Here is a 25,809-nt window from a genome sequence, read left to right on the forward strand (position 1 = left end):
CATATGTGGTTACCATTACTCGGATTAATCTTGGGAATATCTCTGGGTTTATTAACAGATATTCAAATCCCTTCGGTGTATGAAAACTATCTATCTATTGCCGTTCTTGCAGCACTGGATACTCTATTTGGGGGAATTCGAGCTCAATTACAACATATTTATGACGACAAGGTTTTTGTGTCAGGATTTTTCTTTAATATTGCATTAGCTGCAGGATTGGCTTTCCTAGGAGTTCACTTAGGAGTTGACTTGTATTTAGCTGCAATTTTCGCATTTGGTGTTCGTCTTTTCCAAAACATCGCAGTGATTAGACGTATCTTATTGACCAAATGGACGGAAAGAAAAGGGACTATTGACTAAAAAACAGTCGAATAGAAGGAAAATTTACAACTTTTAACGTTTTACTTAGACAAGCTTGCTAGAATGCAATAGAATGGTGAGTAAAGAGTTGTTGAAGGAGGTGCCACGGATTGAATCAGACAGAATTATATGTTTCTCTTGATATTGGTTCATCATCAATTAAGGTACTTATCGGAGAAATGACGAATGGTACTTTAAATGTCATAGGTGTAGGCAATGTTAAGTCAAATGGAATACGAAAAGGCGCAATAGTTGATATTGATGCGACTGTGCAATCTATAAAAAAAGCAATAGAGCAAGCTGAACGAATGATTGGAATGTCTATAAACGAAGTAGTTTTAGGAGTACCTGCTAACCAGGCAATGTTGCACCATGTAAAAGGTGTGGTAGCAGTAAATAGTGAAAATCGTGAAATTACCGATGATGATTTAGACCGTGTGATAGAATCAGCACAAGTGATGTCCATTCCACCTGAACGAGAATTGGTGAATTTAGTGCCAAAACAATTTATCGTGGATCATTTAGATGAAATTAAAGATCCAAGAGGTATGATTGGCATTCGTTTAGAAATGGATGGCACGATGTTAACGACTTCCAAAACGATTTTACATAATGTTTTACGTTGTGTGGAACGGGCTGGTCTTCAAATTCGTGAAATATACTTGCAACCACTTGCTTCTGGATATTTCGCTTTATCTGAAGATGAAAAAAATCATGGAACCGCATTCATTGATATTGGTGGAGGTTCTACAACGATTGCAATTTTCCAAGATGGTCATTTAACACATACATCCGTTCTGCCGGTAGGTGGAGACCATTTGACAAAAGATTTGTCAATCGTCTTAAAAACGCCAACTGAACAAGCGGAAAAAATTAAACATCAGTATGGACATGCTTTTTATGATGAAGCATCTGACGATGAATTGTTTGAAGTACCTGTGATAGGTGCAGATATGAAAGAACAATATAGTCAGAGATACATATCTGAAATTATTGGTGTTCGTTTAGAAGAGTTGTTCGAATTAGTCTTAGAAGAGTTTTATCGTATGGGTCTTCAAGATTTACCTGGTGGAGTCGTTATTACAGGAGGAGTCGCAAAATTAGAAGGGCTGACACAATTAGCTCGACATATCTTGCAAACTCGTGTAAGACTTTATACACCTGAGTATATTGGCGTACGTGAGCCGGGTTACGCGACAGCGGTTGGCTTAATACGTTACGCTCATATGGAAGATCAGTTTTATAACCGCCTTGGTGGGAATAGCGCTTTAGGTCAATCAAAAAAACCTGAACATAGCTCACCAGTACCTAAAAAACAAAAACACACGAATCATGTAAAAGAAGAAGACAAAGAAAGTGTTATGGGGAAAGCACGTAAGTTCCTCGATAAATTTTTCGAATAAAACTAGTGTTAGATAATTTGTGATTTAAGGAGGAAATGCGATGTTAGAGTTTGATACAAGCTTAGACCAACTTGCCGTCATTAAAGTAATTGGAGTCGGTGGTGGTGGTAATAACGCTGTAAACCGTATGATTGAACACGGTGTTAAAGGTGTAGAATTTATTGCAGTTAATACAGACGCACAAGCATTAAATTTATCAAGATCAGAAATTAAGTTACAAATAGGTGCTAAATTAACTAGGGGTCTTGGAGCTGGAGCAAACCCTGAAGTTGGTAAAAAAGCTGCTGAAGAAAGTAAAGAACAAATCGAAGAAGCTTTACGTGGAGCTGATATGGTATTCGTCACTGCTGGTATGGGTGGAGGAACTGGAACTGGTGCTGCACCTGTAATAGCTCAAATCGCTCGTGAAATTGGTGCGTTAACTGTGGGTGTTGTAACTCGTCCATTCACGTTTGAAGGTCGTAAACGTCAGACTCAAGCCATTGGTGGTATTGGGTCAATGAAAGAAGCGGTTGATACATTAATCGTCATTCCTAACGATCGTTTACTTGAAATTGTTGATAAAAACACGCCTATGTTAGAAGCATTCCGCGAAGCGGATAATGTACTTCGTCAAGGTGTACAAGGTATCTCGGATTTAATCGCTGTACCTGGACTTATTAACTTAGACTTTGCTGACGTGAAAACAATCATGTCAAACAAAGGATCAGCTCTTATGGGTATCGGTATTTCATCAGGTGAAAACCGTGCTGCTGAAGCTGCGAAGAAAGCTATTTCTAGTCCTCTACTTGAAACGTCAATTGACGGTGCAAAAGGAGTCTTGATGAATATTACTGGTGGTTCTAACTTAAGTTTATTTGAAGTTCAAGAAGCTGCTGACATTGTGGCATCTGCTTCAGATGAAGATGTTAACATGATCTTCGGTTCAGTTATCAATGATAATTTGAAAGATGAAATCATCGTTACGGTAATTGCTACTGGATTCAACGAAGACCAAAACACAAACCGAGTTACAAGAAGCGGTGGATTTGGTGCTAGTCGTTCTCAACAAGCAGCTCCACCTCAACAATCACAACAACCTCTTCGTGAAACAAGAGAATCTAGACGTGAAGAAGCACCTTCTTATCAACAAGAAACACCAAGAAGAGAAAGAGAACAACAAACTTCACAACAAGAAGATACGTTAGACATCCCTACGTTCTTACGTAACCGTCAAAAACGTAACTAAGTATAAAAGTGGTAAGCGTCTTGCTAGCTCGGCGCGGTATGAAATTTAAAGTAATAAAGTCCATTTCCTGTAGCTTACTTGCTACTTGAGATGGGCTTTTTTTGTCGTAGATTTTTTTGTGAAAAAAACAAGAAATGACAGGTTTTGCGGTGGACAAGTGATACCGTATTTGTAGGAGGTGAGATAATGTATGCTGAAGTTTTAATTGCGATTAATACCCTCATCAACTTTTCATTGCTGTCTTTTTCGAACAAAATGGGTTCATTTCATCAAAAGTCTTGGCGTTTATGGCTCAGTGCTTTTCTAGGCGGAGTGTGTATCGTGATATTTGGTGGGGGGTTCTTGTCGGTAGTAGCTACTTTTGTGTTTATGATGACTATTGCATTTGGAATTAATCGTTCAAATTGGTTTCTGGCTGCCGGTAATACACTAATTGGTGCTTTGTTTGCTGGTGGTTTATTAACGGTAATTCAGCCCGTATTAGCAAATGCCAGTTGGTATGTGATGATCATCGTTGCGGGGAGTGCTTTAATTTTTAGTTTATCAGGTATTAGGAAGAACTGGTTTCGTATTAATTTGACAGCCATTAAGGATTCTTACATGGGTCAAGTGACAATTCGTTTATTTAACCAAGAATTTCAACTCACCTCTTATTCAGACACCGGTAACCATTGCATTGAACCACTGTCAGGTAATCCCGTTCATTTTATTTCAGCAGAAAAAATGAAATCATTCATCCCTTTAGACTTGTGGCACTACTTGCATGCATTTGAGGGCGACTCCATTGAACCATTTCAAGAAATTCCATTGTTATTTCGATCTCAATTGCGTTTGATACGTCTACAAACCGTTCAAAATCAGTCAACATGGGCCATTGGTATTAAAGTAGACCATATTCAATTAAAAACGACTAAAGAGAAATCATTAGCACCATGTTATGTAGTTTTAACCAAAAATAGTAAACATTTCCCACAGCAATCAGACGTAATTTTGCATGCTTCAACACTATTTAGCTAATCATAGGAGGGCGAATGCTATGTTAATCAGAATTTGGTACAGACTACTTGAACTTTGGGGAAGATGGCGCAGCAAAGGAACATACTATATCGGTGGAAGTGAGTCTTTACCACATCCGATGAATCGTGAAGAAGAAGCCAAAACGATTGAAGCTTTTATGAATGGTAGTATGACAGCTAGGGATACATTAATTGAACGTAATTTAAGGCTGGTAGTCTATATTGCAAGACGTTTTGAAAACACTGGATCTCATATTGAAGATTTAATAAGTATTGGTTCAATTGGATTAATAAAAGCAATAGAAACGTTCAACACAGAGAAGAAAATCAAACTAGCTACTTATGCTTCACGGTGTATTGAAAATGAAATTCTAATGCATCTTAGAAAAACTAGTCGATTAAAATCTGAAGTCTCATTTGATGAACCTTTGAATTCTGACGCAGATGGCAACGAGTTATTACTTTCTGATATTTTAGGAACGGATGACGATATTATTGCGGAAGATGTTGAGAAAAAAATTGAACGTCAATTTATGTTCTCGGCAATCGATTTATTAGATAAGCGAGAAAAATACATTATGGAATGTCGATTTGGGTTAAACGGACAAGAAGAAATGACTCAAAAAGAAGTTGCGGATATGTTGGGTATTTCTCAATCTTATATTTCCCGTTTAGAGAAGAAAATCATACATGATTTGCGAGAAGAATTAAATCAACCGACAGCTTAATGGATGAATTTGGAGTCAATACAAAACGCATAGTTTTCTCCGAGGCGGACACACTGAAAGATATCACAGTGTAGAACAGTTCGGAGGAAAAAGCGATGGTACGTACAAAAGTCGAATTATGCGGTGTAGATACGTCTAAGCTGCCTGTTTTATCAAACGAAGTGATGACAAAAACGTTCATACGTTTACAGAGTGGTGACGAATTTGCAAAAGATGAGCTAGTAATGGGAAACTTACGATTAGTATTAAGTTTAGTTCAACGCTTTGCTTATCGCGGAGAACAAGCGGATGACTTATTTCAAGTAGGCTGTATTGGCTTAATCAAATCAATTGAGAACTTTGATTTAAAACACAATGTGAGATTTTCCACGTATGCAGTGCCTATGATAATTGGGGAAATTAGAAGACACTTGCGTGATCACCATCCGGTCCGTGTATCGAGATCACTACGAGACATTGCCTATAAGTCAATGAAAGCAAAAGAACAGTATATTACAGAACATTTGCATGAACCAACGATCCAGCAACTTGCAGAGATAATTGAAATCCCTCATGAAGATATATTGTTTGCCTTAGATGCAATACAAGAACCTATTTCGTTACAAGAACCTATTTATCATGACGGCGGTGATCCTGTGTTCATGCTTGATCAATTACGAGATGAACAAGTATCCGAAGAATCATGGTCGACTTATATTTTTATGAAGGAAAGCATCAGTAAGTTGGATATACGAGAACAGAGAATATTAGCTAAGCGCTATTATTACGGAGAAACACAAACTGAAATTGCTAAAGAATTAGGAATATCACAAGCTCAAATTTCTAGACTTGAGAAGCATGCTATTCGTGTCATTAAAGAACAATACAATTACGATTTACACTGAGATAAAAAGCTTTTATTCCTTTTCTAGAATAAAAGCTTTTTTTTCGTTTATGAACATAAACTAAACAAAGGGGGTATGACCGTTGAAATTTACTGATATCCAACAAAAAGAGTTTATTGAAGCAAGTGATGGGAAAATGCTCGGTTTTGTTAATGATGCTCAAATATCTAAAGAGACAGGAACCATAGAATCTTTTTTCTTGGCAGAACCAAAGAAGATGATGGAATTGTTTTCTGGCAATCGCCCAACAGTTATGATCCGATTATGCGATATTAAAGTTATTGGGAAAGATGTCGTCATCGTTCAGTCTAAGGGCTTAGAACAGGGATAAACATTGAATATTAGAGGTTTGATTGGTACAATATAGAGATAACATCGATACCTAAAAAGGTAGGAACTCTAAAAATGCAAATTGATCGTAACCTTCAACAAATACAACAACAAATTAATCAAGCATGTATTCGTGCCAATCGTTCTATTTCTGATGTTCATATTGTTGCAGTAACTAAAGCTGTTTCAATTAAACGTACTGAGGAAGCTTTACAATCGGGTCTAAATCACCTTGGTGAAAATCGCCCTGAAGGTTTGATAAATAAACAAGAAGCTATAAAATCACCTGCTATATGGCACTATATTGGATCTCTGCAAACCCGAAAAGTAAAACAGGTTATTCATACCATTCAGTTCCTGCATTCACTTGATCGATTAAGTTTGGCTGACGAGATTCAAAAAAGAGCTGAACATACAATTGATTGTTTTGTACAAGTGAATGTCTCTGAAGAAGAAGCGAAACATGGAATTGACTTAAAAGATGTTCAATCGTTTATTGAGTCTTTACATGAACATAATCGAATTCGTATTATTGGTTTGATGACAATGGCACCGAACACTTCAAATGAAGAAGTTATACGTTCTGTTTTCAAAGGATTAAAAGACATGCAAATAAAAATTGCCAACAAACAATATCCACATGCACCTTGTACTGAATTATCTATGGGAATGTCAAATGACTACGAAATCGCAATAGAAGAAGGCGCAACATATGTGCGAATTGGAACAGCACTAGTCGGAGACGAAAGTGAGGATCTTACATGAGTATGAAAAATAAATTCAAAAACTTTTTTTACTTAGAAGAAGAAGAAGATGAATCACCAAGAAATAACGACCGTAGAAACGAATCTCAACCAATGCCTCAACCGACAGCACGTAAAACAACAAAAGAAAGGAGAAGTGTGCAAATCGAACCTAATCCTACTTCAAATATAGTGAGTCTTCAAAACTTACAAAAATCTTCAAAAGTAATACTAGTTGAACCACGTGTTTACGCAGAAGCGCAAGATATTTCTGAGCACTTAAAAAACAAACGTGCGGTCGTTGTAAACTTACAACGAATTGAAAAAGATCAAGGAATCCGCATTGTGGATTTTTTAAGTGGAACCGTGTATGCTTTAGGCGGAGATATTCAGCGTATTGGTACCGATATATTCCTATGCGCACCTGATACAGTTGAAGTGGCAGGAGCAATTTCAGATTACTTTTATGACGACATACAATAATTGAGGTGTAATTAGTTCTTATGGATTTAGTAATAAGTATTCTACAACAAGTATTATTCTTTTATTCTATTTTGCTCATTGTCTATATTTTCATGTCTTGGGTGCCAAGTACAAGAGAAACAACTATAGGCCGCTTTTTAGAAAAGATTTGTGAGCCATATTTAGAACCGTTTAGACGATTTATCCCACCATTTGGCATGATTGATATTTCGCCAATAGTTGCTATATTAGTATTAAGACTAGCAGGGACAGGACTTGCATCTTTAACAACTTATATTTAAAATCTTGCCTCACTTTCGTGGGGCTTTTTTTGACCATTGAGAGGGAGAACAGAAATGGAACAAGTATTACAGCATTTTCGAAAAGATGAACAACCTTTTATAGAACAAGTTAGTGGGTGGCTTCGGGAAACACAGGATCGCTATGCTCCAAAACTAACTGACTTTTTAGACCCTAGACAACAATTTATTGTACAATCTATGATTGGTCAAAATGACGACGTTATAGTAACTGCATATGGAGAACTTCCTGAAGCCGAACGAAAACGTATGCTGATTTCACCTTCTTACTTTGCTGCAACGGATGAAGACTATGGAATAACTACGTTTTCAATTAAGTACCCTTCTAAATTTATTAAATTAGAACATCCAGATGTATTAGGTTCTCTTATGTCACTGGGTCTTGATCGATCGAAATTTGGTGATATTCGAGTAGATGATAGTCAAATCGAATTTGCTGTAGTATCAGAAATGTCCGATTATGTGACGTCTCATCTAACATCAATTGGTAAATCTAAAATTAAAGTGGAAGAATTGCCACATGATCATCCATATTTAGAAAACAAGGATGTCTGGGTAGAAGAATCACATACGGTAAGTTCGATGAGAATTGATACCATCATTGCCTCTTTGTTTAATGTTTCTAGGCAGAAAGCATCCTTGCTTATTCATAGTGGGAAAGTGAAAGTCAATTGGACAGTTCGAGAACAGCCATCATTCGAACTCCACGAATCGGATTTATTATCAATAAGAGGATTTGGACGAATCCAAATCGGTTTAATTGAAGGACGGACCAAAAAAGACAAAATCCGTCTTCAAATTGGGAGAATCGAGCCAAAATCGTGAAAAATATTCGAATAAATTCGCATTATTGCTTTCATCGTTGACAATGAAAGGTATAATAGTTGGAAACGATGTAAGTTTGTAAAGGGGAGATTTTTGAAATGCCGCTATCACCACTAGATATTCATAACAAAGAGTTTGGTCGTGGATTCCGAGGATACAACGAAGACGAGGTTAACGAATTTTTGGAACAAGTGATTAAAGATTTTGAACTTCTACTTAAAGATAAAAAAGATTTAGAAGAGAAATTGAAATCTTCAAGTGAACGAGTGGGACATTTTACAACGATTGAAATGACTTTGCAAAAGTCAATTGTGGTCGCTCAAGAAGCTGCAGAAGAATTACGTAGAAACTCACAAAAAGAAGCAAAATTAATAGTTAAAGAAGCAGAGAAAAACGCAGACCGTATAGTCAATGAGTCGTTAACTAAAGCTCGTCGCATTGCATTAGAAGTTGAAGATTTGAAAAAACAATCAAAAGTATTCCGCAATCGTTTTAAAATGTTAGTGGAAGCTCAACTTGATTTAATCAATACGGATGACTGGGATCACTTAATGCAATATGAAGTAGATACAAGCCAGCTAGCACGTTTGGATAAAAAAGAGGATTAAGCGTAGCTTGACCATTACGTAATCATTCCCTATAATATCTACATACTGGAATAATATTTAATAAAACGCTGAAAGAGACAGTATTTTGAAAGCACAGATTAGCGATTCGAGGATGGTGAAAGCTCGAACAAGTGGCAATCAATTGAAAATCACTCTTGAGTTAAATCACTGAACTAAGGTTTTGTAAGTGATTTCGGTTTCACACCGTTAATGTGATCTAAGCTGGCAACATATTAATGTGGCAATTAGGGTGGTACCGCGAGTTATAACTTCTCGTCCCTTCATTGGGATGAGGAGTTTTTATTTTTCATTTATTTGCAATGTCTAGCTCCAAGCGCCAGCTCGCACCTCCGCTTCAAGACCTCATGCGAAAACGGGTTTTCGATTCGGTCTTTCCACCGTCGGAGTCGAGCTAAAGTGGCGCTTTACGCTTGGGCCCTCTAAGGAGGGTCATGAAGCCGTTGCGGTTAAAACCGCAGTAGGCTTCGAACCAATATGAAGGAGGTTTTATAGATGGAATACAAAGATACATTATTAATGCCTAAAACAGAATTCCCTATGCGTGGAGGTTTGCCTAACCGTGAACCAGCTATGCAAGAAAAATGGAATGAAATGAAGTTATATGAAAAAGTATTGGATCGAACAAAAGATCGTCCAAGTTTTATTCTTCACGATGGTCCTCCATATGCAAATGGAGATTTGCATATGGGTCACGCATTAAACAAAGTGCTAAAAGATATGATTGTGAGACACAAATCGATGACTGGCTATTACGCGCCATATGTTCCAGGTTGGGATACACACGGTTTGCCAATCGAGCAAGCGTTAGCAAACAAGGGTGTTAATCGTAAAGAAATGACGGTTGCTGAATTCCGTAATTTATGTGAAACATACGCGTATGAACAAATTGACCGCCAACGTAATCAGTTTAAACGTCTAGGTGTGCGTGGGGATTGGGAAAATCCGTACATTACTTTAAAACCGGCTTATGAGTCTCGTCAAATCGAAGTGTTCGGTGAGATGGCTCGTAAAGGCTATATTTACAAAGGTTTAAAACCAGTATATTGGTCTCCATCAAGTGAAACGGCTTTAGCTGAAGCTGAAATCGAATATCAAGACAAAAAATCACCTTCAATTTATGTAAGCTTTGACGTTACAGATGGTAAAGGGATTATTGCTGAAGGTACGAAGATTATGATTTGGACGACTACACCTTGGACAATTCCAGCTAACTTAGGTATCTCAGTTCATCCTGAATTTGATTATGTAATTGTTGAAGTGAGCGGTACGAATTACCTAGTAGCTAAAGACTTATTAGAAAATGTTGCAACAACACTTGAATGGGAATCTTATGAAATCGTTCAAACTGTAAAAGGCGAGCAAATGGATCGCATGGTTGCAAAACATCCTTTATATGATCGTGATTCTCTTGTCATGTTAGGTGAACATGTGACAAATGAAGGCGGTACTGGATGTGTTCATACTGCTCCAGGACACGGGGAAGACGATTTCCAAGTAGGTAAAGCATATGGACTTGAAGTGCTATCTCCAGTTGATGACCGTGGCGTATTGACTGCAGAAGCACCAGGGTTTGAAGGGTTGTTCTATGATAAAGCGAATAAAGTCATTACAGAGGCATTAGAAGCTGCTGGCGCTTTAGAGAAATTAACATTCTTCACACACTCTGCACCACATGATTGGCGTACGAAAAAGCCGGTTATTTTCCGCGCAACTGCTCAATGGTTCGCATCAATCGAAGCATTCCGTGATGAGTTATTACAAGCAATTAAAGACACAACATTCACACCAGCTTGGGGCGAAACACGTCTCTTCAACATGGTCCGTGATCGTGGAGATTGGTGTATTTCTCGTCAACGTGTATGGGGAGTTCCAATCCCAGTTTTCTATGCGGAAGACGGTGAGCCTATTTTAAATGAAGAAACGATTGCCCATGTTTCTAAGTTGTTCCGTGAACATGGATCAACCGTTTGGTTCGAACGTGAAGCAAAAGATTTGTTACCACAAGGCTTTACACATGAAGGTAGCCCAAATGGTCGTTTCTCTAAAGAAACGGATATTATGGATGTGTGGTTCGATTCTGGGTCTTCTCATCAAGCTGTACTAGATGAACGTGACGACTTGGTATATCCAGCTGATCTTTATTTAGAAGGTTCTGACCAGTATCGTGGATGGTTTAATTCATCATTAACTACAAGTGTTGCAATTAACGGCCACGCTCCTTACAAAGGGGTTTTAAGCCACGGATTTACACTTGATGGTGAAGGACGCAAGATGAGTAAATCAATTGGTAACGTGATTGACCCTGCAAAGGTGATGAATCAATTAGGTGCGGATATCCTACGTTTATGGGTGGCATCTGTCGATTACACAGCAGACGTTCGCGTGTCAGATTCGAATTTTAAACAAGTAGCTGAAGTGTATCGTAAAATTCGTAACACATTCCGTTTCTTACACGGAAATGTAACAGACTTTAACCCACAAACAGATCGCGTAGCATTCGAAGACTTACGTGAAGTGGATCAATATATGTTCATGAAACTTCAAGAAATGATTGAAACCGTTCGTAAAGCATATGACAAATACGACTTCGCAAGTGTATATCATACTGTGAACAATTTTGTTTCTTCAGATTTAAGTTCTTTCTATCTCGATATCGCGAAAGATGTTGTCTATATCGAAGGTCATGATCAATTACACCGTCGCGCAATGCAAACTGTTATGTATGATACATTAATTGCGTTATTAAAATTAACTACACCAATTCTGCCGCATACAACAGATGAGCTATGGGTCTTCTTAACACAAGAAACAGAGGAAAGCATTCAATTGACTGACTTCCCAGAAGCAACCACTCATGAATCGTTTGAAGGCTTACGTACAAAATATCAACAGTTGATGCTAGTACGTGATGATGTGTTAAAAGCATTAGAAGAAGCACGAAATGCGAAAACCATCGGTAAATCATTAGAAGCAAAAGTAACGGTTTACGTAAAAAAAGAGTTACTTGAAGCTTTTGATACGACGAAAATTGATTTTGCACAGTTCTTTATCGTTTCAGACTTTACGTTAGCTGGTTTAAAAGAAGAAGCACCAGCAGAAGCTTTAGCTCTTGATGTTGCTTCAGTTATTGTAGTAAAAGCTCAAGGCGAAAAATGTGAACGATGCTGGACAATTTCGTCTAAAGTTGGCGAAAATGATAAACATTCAACACTATGTCCTCGTTGTGCTGACGTGGTTGAGAAGTATTACGTATAAAACTTCATGAAAATGGAGCTGTCCTTATGGGCAGCTCTTTCTGTATGATTGTGTTATGTGGTAAACTAGCTAAGATACTTGCGTAACGGAGGAACATTCGTGTACATTTTTTATTTAGTTGCAATTGTCATTGTGGCAATTGATCAATGGACAAAATGGTTAGTTGTGAAAAATATGGAACTAGGTGAACGAATTGTTTTAATTGATCCTACATTTGGTTTACTTTCCCATCGTAATCGTGGAGCAGCTTGGGGAATGCTAGAAGGACAAATTTGGTTATTTACAATCGTCACTGTAATCGTAATCATTGGTATTTTGTACTACTTTCATAAAGAAGCAAAAGGAAAACCGTTATTTCAACTTAGTTTAATGGTTCTACTTGGTGGTGCTATTGGGAATTTTATTGATCGCTTAGTTCGTGGAGAAGTAGTAGATTTTATAGATGTACTCATCCCAGTAATTAACTATGATTTTCCGATTTTTAACGTTGCAGATGCAGCCTTATCGATTGGCGTAGTCATGCTCATCATCGTATTATTTTTTGAAGAAAAAGCAGAAAATGCTGCAAAGAGAAAAGGTGAATAGATGGAAGATTTTACGTATACAATTTCAGAAGCACAAAAAGGAGAGCGCATCGATAAAGCGCTTGCTATGCTTGAAGCGGATTGGTCTCGTAGCCAAATTCAAATTTGGTTAAAAGATGGTGGCGTTTTAGTTAATGGCGAAACTGTAAAAACAAATTATAAAGTAAGACCGGATGATGTCATTCATGTTACAGTTCCAGATGCGGAACCATTAGATATCGAAGCAGAAGATTTAAATCTTGAAATCGTTTATGAAGATGCCGATGTCCTTGTGGTTAATAAACCTCGTGGTATGGTTGTTCATCCTGCGCCTGGTCATACTTCAGGTACGCTTGTAAATGGCTTAATGCATCAAGTTACCGATTTATCTGGTATCAACGGAATTATGCGTCCGGGGATTGTTCACCGTATAGATAAAGACACTTCTGGCTTATTAATGGTCGCTAAGAACGACAAGGCTCATGTGTCATTAGTAGACCAACTTGTGAAAAAGACAGTCACTCGAAAATATATTGCTTTAGTACACGGTCATATTCCACACGATAAAGGTACAATCGATGCTCCAATTGGTCGCGATGCTCGCGATCGTCAGAGTATGACAGTTGTCGATAGTGGGAAACATGCCGTTACACATTTCCGTGTTCTTGAACGATTTGGCAATTTTACCTTAATTGAATGTCGTTTAGAAACAGGCCGTACTCATCAAATTCGTGTTCATATGAAATACATTGGCTATCCTTTAGCAGGTGATCCGAAATACGGACCGAAGAAAACGATTGAATTTGATGGACAAGCGCTTCATGCTGCTGTAATCGGTTTTATTCATCCACGTACAGAAGAGTACATGGAATATGAAGCACCATTACCTCAAGTATTTACTGACTTGATAGAAGAAATGAAAGATACCGTTGACAGCACAGAGAAGTAAATCTATACTTGTATAAAGTGTAGAGCGAAAGTCAAAGCTCATACCTAACTTTCTAACAATAAAAATTAAATAGAACTCCTTTAAAAACAGTCCAGAGAGGCTGAGAAGGTACTAGTGAACCGTAAAAAAGCGCATGCTGTGTGTTTTGATACGACTAATTTTCTGCATTCACACCCTCTCATCCATTTATGGACGAGAGGGTTTTTATTTTGGGGAAAAGGAGAATCCATTATGGTTGAAAAAGCAAACATACTCGACGAACAAGCCATAAATCGAGCGCTGACGAGAATCGCACATGAAATTATTGAACGCAATAAAGGAATTGACACATGTATTTTAGTAGGCATTAAAACTAGAGGTGCCTATCTTGCAAAGCGCTTAGCTGAGAAAATAGAGAAAATCGAAGGTAAAGCAATCAAAGCAGGCGAACTTGATATTACTCTTTATAGAGACGATTTATCGATGAAAACTTCTAATAAAGAACCACTTGTTCAGCAAGTAGACATTCAACATATTGTGACGAATCAAAAAGTGATTTTAATAGATGATGTTCTTTATACAGGACGTACTGTAAGAGCGGCAATGGATGCAGTCATGGACTTAGGAAGACCAGCACAAATTCAATTAGCTGTTTTGATAGATAGAGGTCATAGAGAATTACCAATCCGTGCAGACTACGTAGGGAAGAATATCCCAACAGCAAGTATAGAGCGAATTGTGGTGAGATTACATGAAACGGATCAAGAGGATAGTGTAACGATTCACGAATAGAAGAATGGGGTGGACAACATGAAAAATGCACAGACAGTTATTGACATTAACGAAAGACCTTCAGCGGGAAAACTAACCACATTGAGCTTGCAACATATGTTCGCCATGTTCGGTGCCACTATTTTAGTGCCACAACTAGTTGGCCTAAGTCCTTCTATCGCGCTATTAACAAGTGGTATTGCAACGTTAATTTTTATGTTCGTAACGAAATTTCAAGTTCCAGCTTACTTAGGTTCATCTTTCGCATTCATAATACCGATTCAAATGGCAACAGAACAAGGCGGCATTGGAAGCGCGATGATTGGTAGTTTGTTTGTGGCAATCGTCTATTTCATAGTAGCGCTCATTATTTGGAAAACCGGATATAAATGGATTATGAAGTTATTGCCTCCGATTGTAGTGGCTCCAGTCATTATCGTCATCGGGTTAGCACTTTCACCAGTAGCAATCAACATGGCAATGAACATTCCTGGGACTTCAGAATATAGCATGCTTCATTTCTCAGCTGCCCTTGTTACATTGGCTGCAGCAGTTTCGGCTACGTTGTTCTTTAAAGGAATCATCAGTTTAATGCCAGTATTAATTGGTATCATTGTAGGCTATGTCTATTCATTAGCAATCGGCATTGTTGATTTTTCGTCGGTATTAAAAGCGAAGTGGATTGCATCGCCAGACTTCTTAATTCCTGGGATCAGCTACGATTTCACCATTACACCGACATTATTAGTGTTAATGGTACCAATCGCGATTGTGACGATTTCTGAACATATCGGACATCAATTAGTACTAGGGAAAATTGTTAATCGAAATTACATAAAAGAACCAGGCTTACATCGTTCACTATTGGGTGATGGGTTAGGAACATTCATCAGTGGATTATTAGGTGGACCTCCTAAAACAACATACGGAGAAAATATTGGTGTTCTAGCGATTACGAGAGTATACAGTGTCTACGTAATTGGTGGAGCAGCGATTTTGGCCATCTTCTTTTCATTCTTAGGTAAAGTCATGGCACTGATCTCAACCATACCTACCGCTGTTCTTGGCGGAATTTCGATCTTATTGTTCGGGATCATTGCGTCTTCAGGTCTGCGTATGTTAGTGGATAGCAATATTGATTTTGGAGATAAACGAAACTTAGTGATCTCATCCATTATCTTAGTCATTGGTATTGGTGGTGCAAAACTGCACTTTACAGATACATTTGTTATTGAAGGCATGGCATTAGCTGCCATTGTAGGAGTATTGTTAAATCTGCTTTTACCAGGGAAACCGCAAGAAGCAATTGATTCAACACAAGAACATGTGAATAATTAATCCTTTTAAAACCTAGTCCAGAGAGGCAGGCAAAGGGAAACCGACTGATAAAGTTCCATTCAAAAATGGATCTTTACTTAGGTTACCCAAGCCTCTCAACAATTTTGTTGAGAGGCTTTTCTTTTAAAAAGAAATCGGGAGGCTAAAAAGTGAAGAACCTATTAAGCATGAAAGACATAAAAGTTAATGAAATAGAAATGATATTAACTAGAGCTTTAGAATTTCAACAAAATTCTCCGCATCAGTTGAAAAAGCAAATGACAGTAGCGAATTTATTTTTTGAACCGAGTACACGAACCAAAATGAGTTTTGAAATGGCGGAACGAAAACTAGGACTGCATGTTTTACCATTTGATGCAGGTACTTCTAGTACAACAAAAGGGGAAACCTTATATGACACGGTCAAAACATTGGAATCCATCGGCGTAGATGCAGTTGTCATAAGGCATGAACAAAATGGTTTTTATGAAGAATTAATGTCAGGTTTAAATATAGCAATCATTAATGGGGGGGACGGCTCAGGTCAACACCCATCGCAAAGCTTACTTGATCTTTACACAATTAAACAAGAGTTTGGAAAGTTTGAAGGTCTCGAAGTAACGATTGTTGGCGACATAGCTCATAGCCGAGTAGCAAAATCAAATGCTCAAGCACTTAGCAATTTAGGTGCTCACGTTACATTCTTATGTCCAAAAGAGTGGCAAGGAGAATTTGAATCCACGTCTTCTTGGGAAGATGTATTACCAACTGCGGATGTAGTGATGTTATTACGTGTTCAACACGAACGGCATGCTAAAGAAAATGAATTACCAAATCAACTCTATCACGAAAAATTCGGGTTAACGAAAGCACGCTATGACCAGTTGAAATCTACAGCAATTATCTTGCACCCAGCACCAGTCAATCGAGATGTTGAAATCGCAAGTGATTTAGTTGAAAGTGAAAAATCACGGATTTTTAAACAAATGCAAAACGGAGTCTTTGTACGTATGGCCATACTAGAATCTGTATTAAAGGAGAGATTTTGATTAAAAAATTCATTCGAAACATTCAATTACTTAACGATAAAAACGACTTAATAGCAGGTTCAATCGTCATCGATAAAGGACGCATAATAGAAGTAAATCCAAAGGTTGAACCCCAGGTTGATGAAATCATTGATGGCAATGGTCATTTTGTATCCGCAGGATTTATCGATGTACATGTCCACTTAAGAGAACCAGGTGGCGAACATAAAGAAACGATTGAAACAGGAACACACGCTGCAGCAAAAGGTGGATACACGACCATTTGTGCCATGCCTAATACTCGCCCTGTGCCTGATACAGTAGAAAATATAAGTCATGTAAATCAGCTCATTAAAGAAAAAGCCAAGATTCGCGTTTTACCATATGCTTCGATCACCATTCGTGAAGCTGGAAAAGAAAGAACAGATCTTGCTGCATTAAAAGAACATGGTGCATTTGCCTTCACTGATGACGGTGTAGGTATTCAACAAGCTGGCATGATGTATGAGGCAATGCAAGAAGCTGCAAAATTAAACATGCCGATAGTAGCGCATTGTGAAGACAATACACTCATTTACGCTGGCGTGATGCACGAAGGGAAGAAAAATAAAGAACTAGGATTAAAAGGTATCCCGTCAATTGCAGAATCCGTCCATATTGCTCGCGACATCTTACTTGCTGAAGCTGCAGGTGCTCACTATCATGTGTGTCACGTAAGTACAAAGGAATCTGTACGAGTTATCAGAGATGCTAAAAAAGCAGGAGTTCATGTAACTGCTGAAGTAAGTCCACATCATCTACTTCTTTGTGAAGATGACATCTCAGCAAATGATTCGAACTGGAAAATGAATCCTCCGCTTCGAGCACAAGCAGATTTACAGGCATTGATTGAAGGGTTAGAAGATGGAACTCTTGATTTCATTGCAACGGATCATGCTCCACATACCGCACAAGAAAAAGGCGATGGCATGGAACAAGCACCATTTGGTATTGTCGGATTGGAAACAGCTTTTCCACTTCTATATACGCACTTTGTAAAAACAGGAAAATGGACGTTAACACAATTAATAGATTGGCTGACAAACAAGCCAGCAGATGTATTCGGTTTGCCATACGGTAGACTCCTAATGGGCGAATCAGCTGACTTAGTGTTTATTGACTTAACTAAAGAACAAAATATAGATACGGCTACATTTGTGTCAAAAGGTAAAAACACACCGTTCCAAGATTGGACATGCACAGGATGGCCGGTAATGACGATGTTTGAAGGAAACGTAATTTGGCAGGAGGAGAAATGATGATGAAGAGAAGCCTCATTTTAGAAACTGGAGATGTATTTATAGGAACAGCTTTTGGAAGTGTAGAAGCGAGTGAAGGTGAAGTTGTATTTACAACGGGTATGACAGGATATCAAGAAACCTTATCTGATCCATCTTACTGCGGTCAAATTGTTACAATGACGTATCCGCTTATCGGAAATTACGGGATTAACCGAGACGATTTTGAATCAATCGAACCTGCAATTAAAGGACTAGTTGTGCGTGAACTTACTGATACACCTTCAAATTTCAGAAGTGATGCTACGTTGAACGAATTGTTTGTCTTGAAAAACATTCCTGGTATTGAAGGAATTGATACACGTAAACTTACACGAATCATTCGAGAACTTGGTTCGGTCAAAGGTGTTTTAAGTGCTGCGGGGGAAGAAGTAAATGTTGATGAAGTAGTTGCTAAGTTAAAAAACACGACTTTCCGCACTGATCAAGTTGAGCAAGTTTCGACGAAACGCCCTTATCCAAGTCCTGGACGTGGGAAACGAGTAGTGTTAGTTGATTTCGGTATGAAACACGGGATCTTAAGAGAACTAAATAAACGGGACTGTGATGTTATGGTAGTTCCTTATAATACGACTGCTGAACAAATCATGGCGATTTATCCAGATGGCATTATGTTATCAAATGGTCCTGGAGATCCGAAAGATGTACCAGAGGCTATTGAAATGTTACAAGGACTAATCGGCAAAATTCCGATCTTTGGAATATGTCTAGGACATCAACTATTTGCACTAGCAAGTGGTGGAGATACATTTAAATTAAAATTTGGTCATCGAGGCGCAAACCACCCTGTAAAAGATTTAGAATCAGGGCGTACGGAAATAACTTCTCAAAATCATGGCTATGCAGTAGATGAAGAATCACTAAAAGGTACACGTTTGAAAGTAACACATATCGCATTAAACGACGGTACAGTGGAAGGTTTGGCACATTTGGATGTACCAGCTTTTACCGTCCAATATCATCCGGAAGCATCACCAGGACCAGAAGATTCAAATCACTTATTCGACCGCTTTATTGAATTAATGAACGCCAATGTGAAGGGAGAAAAACAACATGCCTAAACGCCAAGATATTGAAACGATTCTCGTCATTGGATCAGGTCCAATTGTTATTGGACAAGCAGCTGAGTTTGATTATGCAGGTACACAAGCTTGTCTAGCATTGAAAGAGGAAGGCTATCGAGTCATCTTAATCAATTCAAACCCAGCAACCATCATGACGGATACTGAGATTGCTGACAAAGTTTATATTGAACCCATTACTTTGGAATTCGTAAGTCGAATCTTGCGTAAAGAACGTCCTGATGCACTTCTTCCGACACTAGGTGGGCAAACAGGATTAAATATGGCCATTGAACTTGATGAATCAGGTATTTTAAAAGAACTAGACATTGAAATCCTAGGTACTAAATTAGATGCCATTCACAAAGCTGAAGATAGAGATTTATTCAGAACATTAATGCATGAATTAAATGAACCAGTTCCAGAAAGTGATATAATCCACAATATGGAAGAAGCGAATGCATTTATTAAACGCATTGGTTATCCGGTCATTGTTCGTCCTGCATTTACCCTAGGTGGAACAGGCGGAGGAATTTGTCATAATGATGTAGAGCTCTTGGAAACAGTGACAAGTGGGCTAAAATATAGTCCTGTTACACAATGTTTACTTGAAAAATCGATTGCAGGATATAAAGAAATTGAATATGAAGTGATGAGAGATTCAAAAGATAATGCGATTGTTGTGTGTAACATGGAAAACTTCGACCCAGTGGGTATTCATACAGGAGATTCAATTGTTACTGCACCAAGTCAAACCTTGTCAGACCGTGAATATCAAATGCTGAGAAATGTTTCATTGAAAATTATTCGTGCCTTGAAAATTGAAGGTGGCTGTAATGTTCAGTTAGCACTTGATCCGCATAGCTTTAACTATTTCATCATCGAAGTGAACCCACGAGTTAGTCGCTCGTCTGCATTAGCTTCAAAAGCTACAGGTTATCCAATTGCTAAGCTGGCAGCTAAAATTGCCATTGGCTTAACGCTAGATGAAATGATGAACCCAGTGACGGGCAAAACTTACGCTTGTTTCGAACCAGCACTCGACTACGTGGTAACAAAAATTCCACGCTGGCCTTTTGATAAATTCGAATCTGCTAAACGTAATTTAGGAACTCAAATGAAAGCAACTGGAGAAGTTATGGCCATTGGTCGTACGTTTGAAGAGTCTATATTAAAAGCAGTACGCTCACTTGAAACAGGACAATTTCACTTAGATTTAAAAAATGCAGATGCCATGACAGACGAATGGATTGAAAAGCGCATTCGACGCGCAGGGGATGAACGCTTGTTCTTCATAGGGGAAGCATTAAGACGTGGAGTAACTATTGAGATGATTCACGACTGGAGTCAAATTGACTTATTCTTCTTAAATAAACTGCAAAACATTGTGAGATATGAAGCCGTAGTGGCAGCAAATCCTTATGATTTCGACGTAGCTCGAAAAGCAAAACGTATGGGCTTTGCAGATCATACGTTAGCGAAACTTTGGAAGTCAGATGAATTATCAGTATATAACTGGAGAAAAGAGCACCACCTAATCCCTGTATATAAAATGGTTGATACATGCGCAGCTGAGTTTGAATCAGAAACTCCTTATTTCTACGGCACGTACGAAGATGAAAATGAATCGGTTAAGACAGATAAAGAAAGTGTGATTGTGCTCGGTTCTGGCCCGATTCGAATCGGTCAAGGTGTTGAGTTCGATTATGCGACAGTTCATTCAGTATGGGCGATTAAAGAAGCGGGATATGAAGCCATTATTATCAATAGTAATCCAGAAACCGTATCAACAGACTTTTCAATTTCGGACAAGCTTTACTTTGAACCATTAACAATAGAAGATGTCATGCACATTGTAGATTTAGAGCAACCTAAAGGAGTCATCGTCCAGTTTGGTGGTCAAACTGCGATTAACTTAGCAGATAAACTACAAGAGCGTGGGGTTAAAATCCTAGGTACATCATTAGAAGATTTAGATCGTGCCGAAAATCGCGATAAATTTGAACGTGCTCTTCATGAAATCGATATTCCACAACCAATGGGAAAAACGGCTATTTCTGCACAACAAGCAGTCATCATTGGAAATGATATCGGTTATCCAGTGCTGGTACGTCCTTCATATGTATTAGGAGGCCGCGCTATGCAAATTGTCTACAATCAAGAAGAGCTTGCTCATTATATGGAAACTGCTGTTCAGGCAAGCCCAGAGCACCCTGTGTTAGTAGATCGTTATTTAACTGGTATTGAAATTGAAGTTGATGCCATTTCAGATGGTGAAAATGTCTGTATACCGGGAATCATGGAACATATCGAACGAGCGGGTGTGCACTCAGGCGATTCTATCGCTGTCTATCCACCACAAAACTTGTCTGAAGAACATTTGCATACGCTCATTGATTACACAACACGTTTAGCAAGAGGCTTGAACATTATTGGTTTATTGAATATCCAATATGTCATCTCAAAAGGTGAGGTTTATGTCATTGAGGTAAATCCTCGTTCAAGTCGAACAGTACCTTTCTTAAGTAAAATAACAAATATCCCAATGGCGAAAATTGCAACGAAAGCCATTTTAGGACAATCTTTACCTTCTCAAGGAATTGTCAACGGTCTTGCTCCTGCTCCACGAGGAGTGTTTGTAAAAGTTCCGGTGTTTAGTTTTGCAAAACTGCGCAGAGTGGACATCACTTTAGGACCTGAGATGAAATCAACAGGGGAAGTCATGGGAAAAGATACAACATTAGAAAAAGCCCTATACAAAGGATTAGTCGCAGCGGGAATGGAAATTAAAGATCACGGTTCGGTACTCATGACCATTGCCAATAAAGACAAAGAAGAAGCGGTGTCTATTGCCAAACGATTCACTTCAATAGGCTATCGAATCCTAGCTACTGAGGGTACAGCTGATTCAATTAAAGCCGCGGGAATCCCAGTAACTATGGTTAATAAAATTGGCAGTGAAGGTCCAACACTTCTTGATTATATTCAAAAAGGTGAAGCGCAATTTGTTATCAACACGTTGACAAAAGGCAAACAGCCTGAACGTGACGGGTTCCGTATTCGACGCGAGTCTGTGGAGAATGGTATTCCTTGCTTAACTTCACTCGATACGGCAAAAGCCATGTTAAGCGTTATTGAATCTATGACATTCCAAGCAGAAGAAATGCCGAAACAGGGGGTTTTTGCATGATTCGACAAGAACGCATGCGTGTCGTAAAACATAAAGAAATTGCTCACAACATTTTTGAAATGACACTAATTGGACAGCTTGTTCACGATATGAAAAGCCCTGGTCAATTTGTCCACATTCGCGTGTCAGATAGTTATGAGCCATTGCTCCGTAGACCTATAAGCATTGCTTCTATCGATCGCGACACATTGGAATTCACCATTATTTACCGTGCAGAAGGACGAGGTACATCTATCCTTGCAACAAGAAATATAGGCGAAGAAGTGGATGTTCTGGGGCCACTCGGTAACGGATTCCCTATTTCTGAAGCTGCAGCTGGTGAAACGGTTGTACTAGTTGGTGGTGGAATTGGCGTGCCGCCTTTATATGAACTATCTAAAAGGTTGGTCGATAAAGGTGTAAAGCCCATTCATATCCTAGGTTTTCAAACGAAAGAAGTTGTTTTTTATGAAGACCTCTTTCGTGAACTAGGGGAAACCCATGTTGTAACAGTGGATGGAACACATGGCCATCAAGGGTTTGTAACCACTGTATTAGCAGATTTGAAGCCAGACTTTTCAACGTATTTCACATGCGGTCCCACGGCGATGCTGGTTGCCATGGAAAACATGTATACAGACAAAAAAGGTTTTTTATCGTTTGAAGAACGGATGGGCTGTGGACTTGGAGCTTGTTTCGCGTGTGTATGTAAAACAACGGAACAAACAGCAGTAGATTACGTGAAAGTTTGCAGTGATGGACCCGTATTTCCTGCTGGGGTGGTGCAAATATGAATCGATTAGCGCTAGAATTACCAGGTTTATCATTAAAAAACCCAATTATGCCAGCATCCGGTTGCTTTGGTTTTGGAAAAGAATATGCAAGGCTTTATGATCTTTCAAAACTTGGTGCCATTATGATTAAAGCAACAACACTTGAAACACGACTTGGAAATCCAACTCCTCGAGTAGCGGAAACCGCAGCGGGGATGTTAAATGCGATTGGTCTTCAAAATCCTGGTTTGGAAAAAGTGATAGCTGAAGAACTAAAATGGCTTGAACAATATGAAGTACCCATTATCGCAAATGTCGCAGGCACATTAACGGAAGATTATGTGGAAGTAGCCAAACACATTTCTAAATCGAAAAATGTCAAAGCTCTTGAGTTAAATATCTCTTGCCCGAATGTGAAATGTGGAGGTATCACATTTGGAACAGATGCTAACGTAGCTGCAGAACTAACAGCAGCTGTAAAAGCAGTTTCAGAAGTACCTGTCTATGTGAAATTGTCTCCAAATGTAACCGATATTGGAGAAATTGCACGAGCAGTAGAAGCAGCAGGAGCAGACGGTATTACGATGATTAACACACTTATCGGTATGCGCTTAGACACGCGAACTGGAAAGCCTGTTATTGCGAACGGTACTGGAGGTCTATCTGGACCTGCTGTTAAACCAGTAGCTTTGCGAATGGTTTATGAAGTAGCCAAACAAGTATCCATTCCCATTATTGGAATGGGTGGGATAACCACGGTTGACGACGTCATTGACTTTATGTCTGCAGGAGCAAGTGCTGTAGCAGTCGGAACTGCAAATTTCGTAGATCCATTTGTGTGTCCAACCATCATTGAACAATTGCCTGAGAAATTAGATTGGTTAGGTTTAAACCATATTTCTGAGCTAATTGGAAGGAGCCACCGATGAATAATCACAATCCTATAATTGCATTAGATTTTGCAACGAAAGCGGAGGTACTTCACTTTCTCGAGCCTTTTAACGAGAAATTATTTGTCAAAGTGGGGATGGAACTTTATTTCCAAGAAGGACCATCAATAGTTACCGACTTAAAAGAACGAGGACATGATGTGTTTTTAGATTTGAAACTGCATGATATTCCAAATACAGTAAAATCTGCTATGAAAGGTCTTGCCAGTCTTGGCGCAGATGTAGTAAATGTCCATGCAGCTGGTGGCCTCCGTATGATGGAAAGTGCGATAGAAGGTTTAGAGGCTGGGACACCTGCTGGTAGGACACGTCCTTTAATCATTGGTGTGACACAACTAACGTCGACAAGTGAACAACAAATGCAAGAAGAGCAAAATATACAAACTTCTTTACATGATTCCGTTCTTCATTATGCGGCTATTTCAAAACAAGCAGGCTTAGATGGAGTGGTTTGTTCTGTGTTAGAAGCTGCATCAATTAAAAATGAATGTGGTCACGAGTTCCTACGAGTAACACCAGGTATTCGATTGAATGAAGGCCAAGGTCATGATCAAATTCGCATTGCAACACCTGAAGTTGCGAGATTAGAAGGTTCGTCTTTGATTGTCGTGGGAAGAGCTATTACACAATCAAACCATGCAGTAGAAACGTATCATTTAGTGAAACAACAATGGGAGGGTTATTAATGAAAAGTCAGCAACATGAAATTGCAACTGCATTATTATCCATTGGTGCTGTGGAATTACGTCCTCAAGATCCATTTACATGGACATCTGGAATTAAATCACCCATTTATTGTGACAATCGTTTAACGATGTCGAGCCCTACTGTGCGAAACCAAATAGCACAAGCTTTAGCGTCAAATATTCAAGAGTACTTCCCGCAAACGAATATCATTGCAGGGACGGCAACTGCTGGAATCCCGCACGCTGCATGGGTCAGTGATGTACTCAATTTGCCAATGGTCTATGTTCGTTCGAAAGCAAAAGAGCATGGTCGTGGTAATCAAATAGAAGGCAAAATCGAAGCAGGACAAAAAGTGATTGTTGTGGAAGATTTGATTTCGACTGGTGGCAGCAGTATTGATGCTGTTCGAGCATTGCAAGAACAAGGATGTATCGTGCTAGGTGTGGTTAGCATCTTTACATACAACTTGAAGCGAGCAGATGAATTGTTTGAAGAAGCGGGCATTCCATACATTAGCTTAACTAACTTTGATGCATTAGTAGAAGTCGCTTCACAAGCGAAACTAATTAGTGAAGAAGATAAGCCTCAACTTATTGAATGGCATGAACAACTCAAGCACGGACAACTATAAACAAAAAAGGCCATCCAAGTTAACTTGGATGGCCTTTATTAATGGATGGTTAAGTGCTTTTTGCGAGAACCGCTGATAGTCGACACGAATGCGCTCATAGACACCCCGTTACCGCTGATAGTCGACACAGATCCACTCATAGAAAGTCAAACCATCAAAAAGAGAGGTCAATTGTCACTAGATGGCTAACATTGATGTAGTTTTCGTAATATTAGTGAGGAACGCTGATAGTCGACACCAATGCGCTCATAGGCATCCGAGAACCGCTGATAGTCTTATCACTGGATAGCTAACATTGATGTAGGTTTCATATTATTAGTGAGAACCGCTGATAGTCGACAAAGATTCGCTCATAGACACCCCGTTAACGCTGATAGTTGACAATAATCCGCTCATAGGAGCACCCCAAGT

Annotated in this window: 25 protein-coding genes and 1 other annotated feature; all 25 genes read left to right on the forward strand. The window is 38.8% G+C overall.

Features of this window, described 5'->3' with window-relative positions; all coding sequences use genetic code 11:
- Window positions 1-3: 3 nt before the first annotated feature.
- The 25 genes from ACFPYN_RS02155 to pyrE all read left to right on the forward strand — a co-directional run bounded on the left by ACFPYN_RS02155 (window position 4) and on the right by pyrE (window position 25,398).
- Entirely contained in the window at window positions 4-360 is a 357-nt protein-coding gene (locus ACFPYN_RS02155; protein ID WP_377732256.1) for a small basic family protein, read from the forward strand.
- 110 nt (window positions 361-470) lie between these two features.
- Window positions 471-1,763 carry a cell division protein FtsA gene (gene ftsA / locus ACFPYN_RS02160; RefSeq protein WP_377732257.1) on the forward strand — a complete coding sequence of 431 codons (1,293 nt, stop codon included), beginning with the start codon at window positions 471-473 and terminating at the stop codon, window positions 1,761-1,763.
- Window positions 1,764-1,803: 40 nt separating this feature from the next.
- Window positions 1,804-2,991 (forward strand): cell division protein FtsZ, encoded by a 1,188-nt coding sequence (gene ftsZ, locus ACFPYN_RS02165; protein WP_377732258.1) that lies wholly within the window; start codon window positions 1,804-1,806, stop codon window positions 2,989-2,991.
- A 186-nt stretch (window positions 2,992-3,177) separates the two neighbouring features.
- Window positions 3,178-4,008: a sigma-E processing peptidase SpoIIGA gene (locus tag ACFPYN_RS02170; RefSeq protein WP_377732259.1), complete on the forward strand. Its 831-nt coding sequence runs from the start codon at window positions 3,178-3,180 to the stop codon at window positions 4,006-4,008.
- A 19-nt stretch (window positions 4,009-4,027) separates the two neighbouring features.
- Complete coding sequence (gene sigE / locus ACFPYN_RS02175) at window positions 4,028-4,735, forward strand: RNA polymerase sporulation sigma factor SigE (RefSeq protein ID WP_377732260.1); 708 nt, start codon at window positions 4,028-4,030, stop codon at window positions 4,733-4,735.
- A gap of 95 nt (window positions 4,736-4,830) precedes the next feature.
- A complete protein-coding gene (gene sigG / locus ACFPYN_RS02180; RefSeq protein WP_377732261.1) occupies window positions 4,831-5,619 on the forward strand; it encodes an RNA polymerase sporulation sigma factor SigG in 789 nt (262 codons plus the stop codon).
- 82 nt (window positions 5,620-5,701) lie between these two features.
- On the forward strand, window positions 5,702-5,950 hold the full coding sequence (locus ACFPYN_RS02185; protein ID WP_377732262.1) for a YlmC/YmxH family sporulation protein: 249 nt from the start codon (window positions 5,702-5,704) through the stop codon (window positions 5,948-5,950).
- A 74-nt stretch (window positions 5,951-6,024) separates the two neighbouring features.
- Window positions 6,025-6,714 carry a YggS family pyridoxal phosphate-dependent enzyme gene (locus tag ACFPYN_RS02190; RefSeq protein ID WP_377732263.1) on the forward strand — a complete coding sequence of 230 codons (690 nt, stop codon included), beginning with the start codon at window positions 6,025-6,027 and terminating at the stop codon, window positions 6,712-6,714.
- Window positions 6,711-7,175: a cell division protein SepF gene (locus tag ACFPYN_RS02195; protein ID WP_377732264.1), complete on the forward strand. Its 465-nt coding sequence runs from the start codon at window positions 6,711-6,713 to the stop codon at window positions 7,173-7,175. The genes ACFPYN_RS02190 and ACFPYN_RS02195 overlap by 4 nt, the downstream gene beginning before the upstream one ends.
- 20 nt (window positions 7,176-7,195) lie before the next feature.
- Entirely contained in the window at window positions 7,196-7,456 is a 261-nt protein-coding gene (locus ACFPYN_RS02200) for a YggT family protein (RefSeq protein WP_377732265.1), read from the forward strand.
- 54 nt (window positions 7,457-7,510) lie between these two features.
- A complete protein-coding gene (locus ACFPYN_RS02205) occupies window positions 7,511-8,299 on the forward strand; it encodes a YlmH family RNA-binding protein (RefSeq protein ID WP_377732266.1) in 789 nt (262 codons plus the stop codon).
- A 98-nt stretch (window positions 8,300-8,397) separates the two neighbouring features.
- Window positions 8,398-8,907: a DivIVA domain-containing protein gene (locus ACFPYN_RS02210; RefSeq protein WP_377732267.1), complete on the forward strand. Its 510-nt coding sequence runs from the start codon at window positions 8,398-8,400 to the stop codon at window positions 8,905-8,907.
- Between the two features lie 59 nt (window positions 8,908-8,966).
- Window positions 8,967-9,191, forward strand: a binding site (T-box leader).
- Window positions 9,192-9,420: 229 nt separating this feature from the next.
- Window positions 9,421-12,183 carry an isoleucine--tRNA ligase gene (gene ileS, locus ACFPYN_RS02215; RefSeq protein ID WP_377732269.1) on the forward strand — a complete coding sequence of 921 codons (2,763 nt, stop codon included), beginning with the start codon at window positions 9,421-9,423 and terminating at the stop codon, window positions 12,181-12,183.
- A 99-nt stretch (window positions 12,184-12,282) separates the two neighbouring features.
- A complete protein-coding gene (lspA, locus tag ACFPYN_RS02220) occupies window positions 12,283-12,768 on the forward strand; it encodes a signal peptidase II (protein WP_377732270.1) in 486 nt (161 codons plus the stop codon).
- On the forward strand, window positions 12,769-13,695 hold the full coding sequence (locus tag ACFPYN_RS02225) for an RluA family pseudouridine synthase (RefSeq protein WP_377732272.1): 927 nt from the start codon (window positions 12,769-12,771) through the stop codon (window positions 13,693-13,695).
- 231 nt (window positions 13,696-13,926) lie between these two features.
- Entirely contained in the window at window positions 13,927-14,466 is a 540-nt protein-coding gene (gene pyrR, locus ACFPYN_RS02230) for a bifunctional pyr operon transcriptional regulator/uracil phosphoribosyltransferase PyrR (protein WP_377732273.1), read from the forward strand.
- 18 nt (window positions 14,467-14,484) lie between these two features.
- Entirely contained in the window at window positions 14,485-15,783 is a 1,299-nt protein-coding gene (locus ACFPYN_RS02235) for a uracil-xanthine permease family protein (protein ID WP_377732274.1), read from the forward strand.
- Between the two features lie 149 nt (window positions 15,784-15,932).
- Complete coding sequence (locus ACFPYN_RS02240) at window positions 15,933-16,811, forward strand: aspartate carbamoyltransferase catalytic subunit (protein WP_377732275.1); 879 nt, start codon at window positions 15,933-15,935, stop codon at window positions 16,809-16,811.
- Window positions 16,811-18,088 (forward strand): dihydroorotase, encoded by a 1,278-nt coding sequence (locus tag ACFPYN_RS02245; protein WP_377732629.1) that lies wholly within the window; start codon window positions 16,811-16,813, stop codon window positions 18,086-18,088. The genes ACFPYN_RS02240 and ACFPYN_RS02245 overlap by 1 nt, the downstream gene beginning before the upstream one ends.
- Complete coding sequence (locus ACFPYN_RS02250; protein WP_377732276.1) at window positions 18,088-19,188, forward strand: carbamoyl phosphate synthase small subunit; 1,101 nt, start codon at window positions 18,088-18,090, stop codon at window positions 19,186-19,188. Before ACFPYN_RS02245 ends, ACFPYN_RS02250 begins: the two co-directional genes overlap by 1 nt.
- The gene (gene carB / locus ACFPYN_RS02255) at window positions 19,181-22,378 is read left to right on the forward strand and encodes a carbamoyl-phosphate synthase large subunit (RefSeq protein WP_377732277.1); all 3,198 of its coding nucleotides are present in this window, start codon (window positions 19,181-19,183) and stop codon (window positions 22,376-22,378) included. Before ACFPYN_RS02250 ends, carB begins: the two co-directional genes overlap by 8 nt.
- A complete protein-coding gene (locus tag ACFPYN_RS02260) occupies window positions 22,375-23,151 on the forward strand; it encodes a dihydroorotate dehydrogenase electron transfer subunit (RefSeq protein ID WP_377732278.1) in 777 nt (258 codons plus the stop codon). Before carB ends, ACFPYN_RS02260 begins: the two co-directional genes overlap by 4 nt.
- Window positions 23,148-24,059: a dihydroorotate dehydrogenase gene (locus tag ACFPYN_RS02265; RefSeq protein ID WP_377732279.1), complete on the forward strand. Its 912-nt coding sequence runs from the start codon at window positions 23,148-23,150 to the stop codon at window positions 24,057-24,059. The genes ACFPYN_RS02260 and ACFPYN_RS02265 overlap by 4 nt, the downstream gene beginning before the upstream one ends.
- A complete protein-coding gene (gene pyrF, locus ACFPYN_RS02270) occupies window positions 24,056-24,766 on the forward strand; it encodes an orotidine-5'-phosphate decarboxylase (RefSeq protein WP_377732281.1) in 711 nt (236 codons plus the stop codon). Before ACFPYN_RS02265 ends, pyrF begins: the two co-directional genes overlap by 4 nt.
- Window positions 24,766-25,398 (forward strand): orotate phosphoribosyltransferase, encoded by a 633-nt coding sequence (pyrE, locus tag ACFPYN_RS02275; protein WP_377732282.1) that lies wholly within the window; start codon window positions 24,766-24,768, stop codon window positions 25,396-25,398. Before pyrF ends, pyrE begins: the two co-directional genes overlap by 1 nt.
- Window positions 25,399-25,809 lie beyond the last annotated feature (411 nt).

This window comes from Paenisporosarcina macmurdoensis, from assembly GCF_042658845.1.
Lineage (GTDB): Bacteria > Bacillota > Bacilli > Bacillales_A > Planococcaceae > Paenisporosarcina > Paenisporosarcina macmurdoensis.

What these genes read in the sequence shown, in the direction of transcription:
- pyrE (WP_377732282.1), top strand. Translation starts at nt 24,766, where the DNA reads ATGAAAAGTCAGCAACATGAAATTGCAACTGCATTATTATCCATTGGT.
- ACFPYN_RS02225 (WP_377732272.1), top strand. Translation starts at nt 12,769, where the DNA reads ATGGAAGATTTTACGTATACAATTTCAGAAGCACAAAAAGGAGAGCGC.
- ACFPYN_RS02235 (WP_377732274.1), top strand. Translation starts at nt 14,485, where the DNA reads ATGAAAAATGCACAGACAGTTATTGACATTAACGAAAGACCTTCAGCG.
- ACFPYN_RS02210 (WP_377732267.1), top strand. Translation starts at nt 8,398, where the DNA reads ATGCCGCTATCACCACTAGATATTCATAACAAAGAGTTTGGTCGTGGA.
- sigG (WP_377732261.1), top strand. Translation starts at nt 4,831, where the DNA reads ATGGTACGTACAAAAGTCGAATTATGCGGTGTAGATACGTCTAAGCTG.
- ACFPYN_RS02250 (WP_377732276.1), top strand. Translation starts at nt 18,088, where the DNA reads ATGATGAAGAGAAGCCTCATTTTAGAAACTGGAGATGTATTTATAGGA.
- ACFPYN_RS02260 (WP_377732278.1), top strand. Translation starts at nt 22,375, where the DNA reads ATGATTCGACAAGAACGCATGCGTGTCGTAAAACATAAAGAAATTGCT.
- pyrF (WP_377732281.1), top strand. Translation starts at nt 24,056, where the DNA reads ATGAATAATCACAATCCTATAATTGCATTAGATTTTGCAACGAAAGCG.
- sigE (WP_377732260.1), top strand. Translation starts at nt 4,028, where the DNA reads ATGTTAATCAGAATTTGGTACAGACTACTTGAACTTTGGGGAAGATGG.
- ACFPYN_RS02200 (WP_377732265.1), top strand. Translation starts at nt 7,196, where the DNA reads ATGGATTTAGTAATAAGTATTCTACAACAAGTATTATTCTTTTATTCT.
- ACFPYN_RS02205 (WP_377732266.1), top strand. Translation starts at nt 7,511, where the DNA reads ATGGAACAAGTATTACAGCATTTTCGAAAAGATGAACAACCTTTTATA.
- ftsZ (WP_377732258.1), top strand. Translation starts at nt 1,804, where the DNA reads ATGTTAGAGTTTGATACAAGCTTAGACCAACTTGCCGTCATTAAAGTA.
- pyrR (WP_377732273.1), top strand. Translation starts at nt 13,927, where the DNA reads ATGGTTGAAAAAGCAAACATACTCGACGAACAAGCCATAAATCGAGCG.
- ACFPYN_RS02155 (WP_377732256.1), top strand. Translation starts at nt 4, where the DNA reads ATGTGGTTACCATTACTCGGATTAATCTTGGGAATATCTCTGGGTTTA.
- ileS (WP_377732269.1), top strand. Translation starts at nt 9,421, where the DNA reads ATGGAATACAAAGATACATTATTAATGCCTAAAACAGAATTCCCTATG.
- carB (WP_377732277.1), top strand. Translation starts at nt 19,181, where the DNA reads ATGCCTAAACGCCAAGATATTGAAACGATTCTCGTCATTGGATCAGGT.
- ACFPYN_RS02195 (WP_377732264.1), top strand. Translation starts at nt 6,711, where the DNA reads ATGAGTATGAAAAATAAATTCAAAAACTTTTTTTACTTAGAAGAAGAA.
- ACFPYN_RS02265 (WP_377732279.1), top strand. Translation starts at nt 23,148, where the DNA reads ATGAATCGATTAGCGCTAGAATTACCAGGTTTATCATTAAAAAACCCA.
- ACFPYN_RS02170 (WP_377732259.1), top strand. Translation starts at nt 3,178, where the DNA reads ATGTATGCTGAAGTTTTAATTGCGATTAATACCCTCATCAACTTTTCA.
- ACFPYN_RS02190 (WP_377732263.1), top strand. Translation starts at nt 6,025, where the DNA reads ATGCAAATTGATCGTAACCTTCAACAAATACAACAACAAATTAATCAA.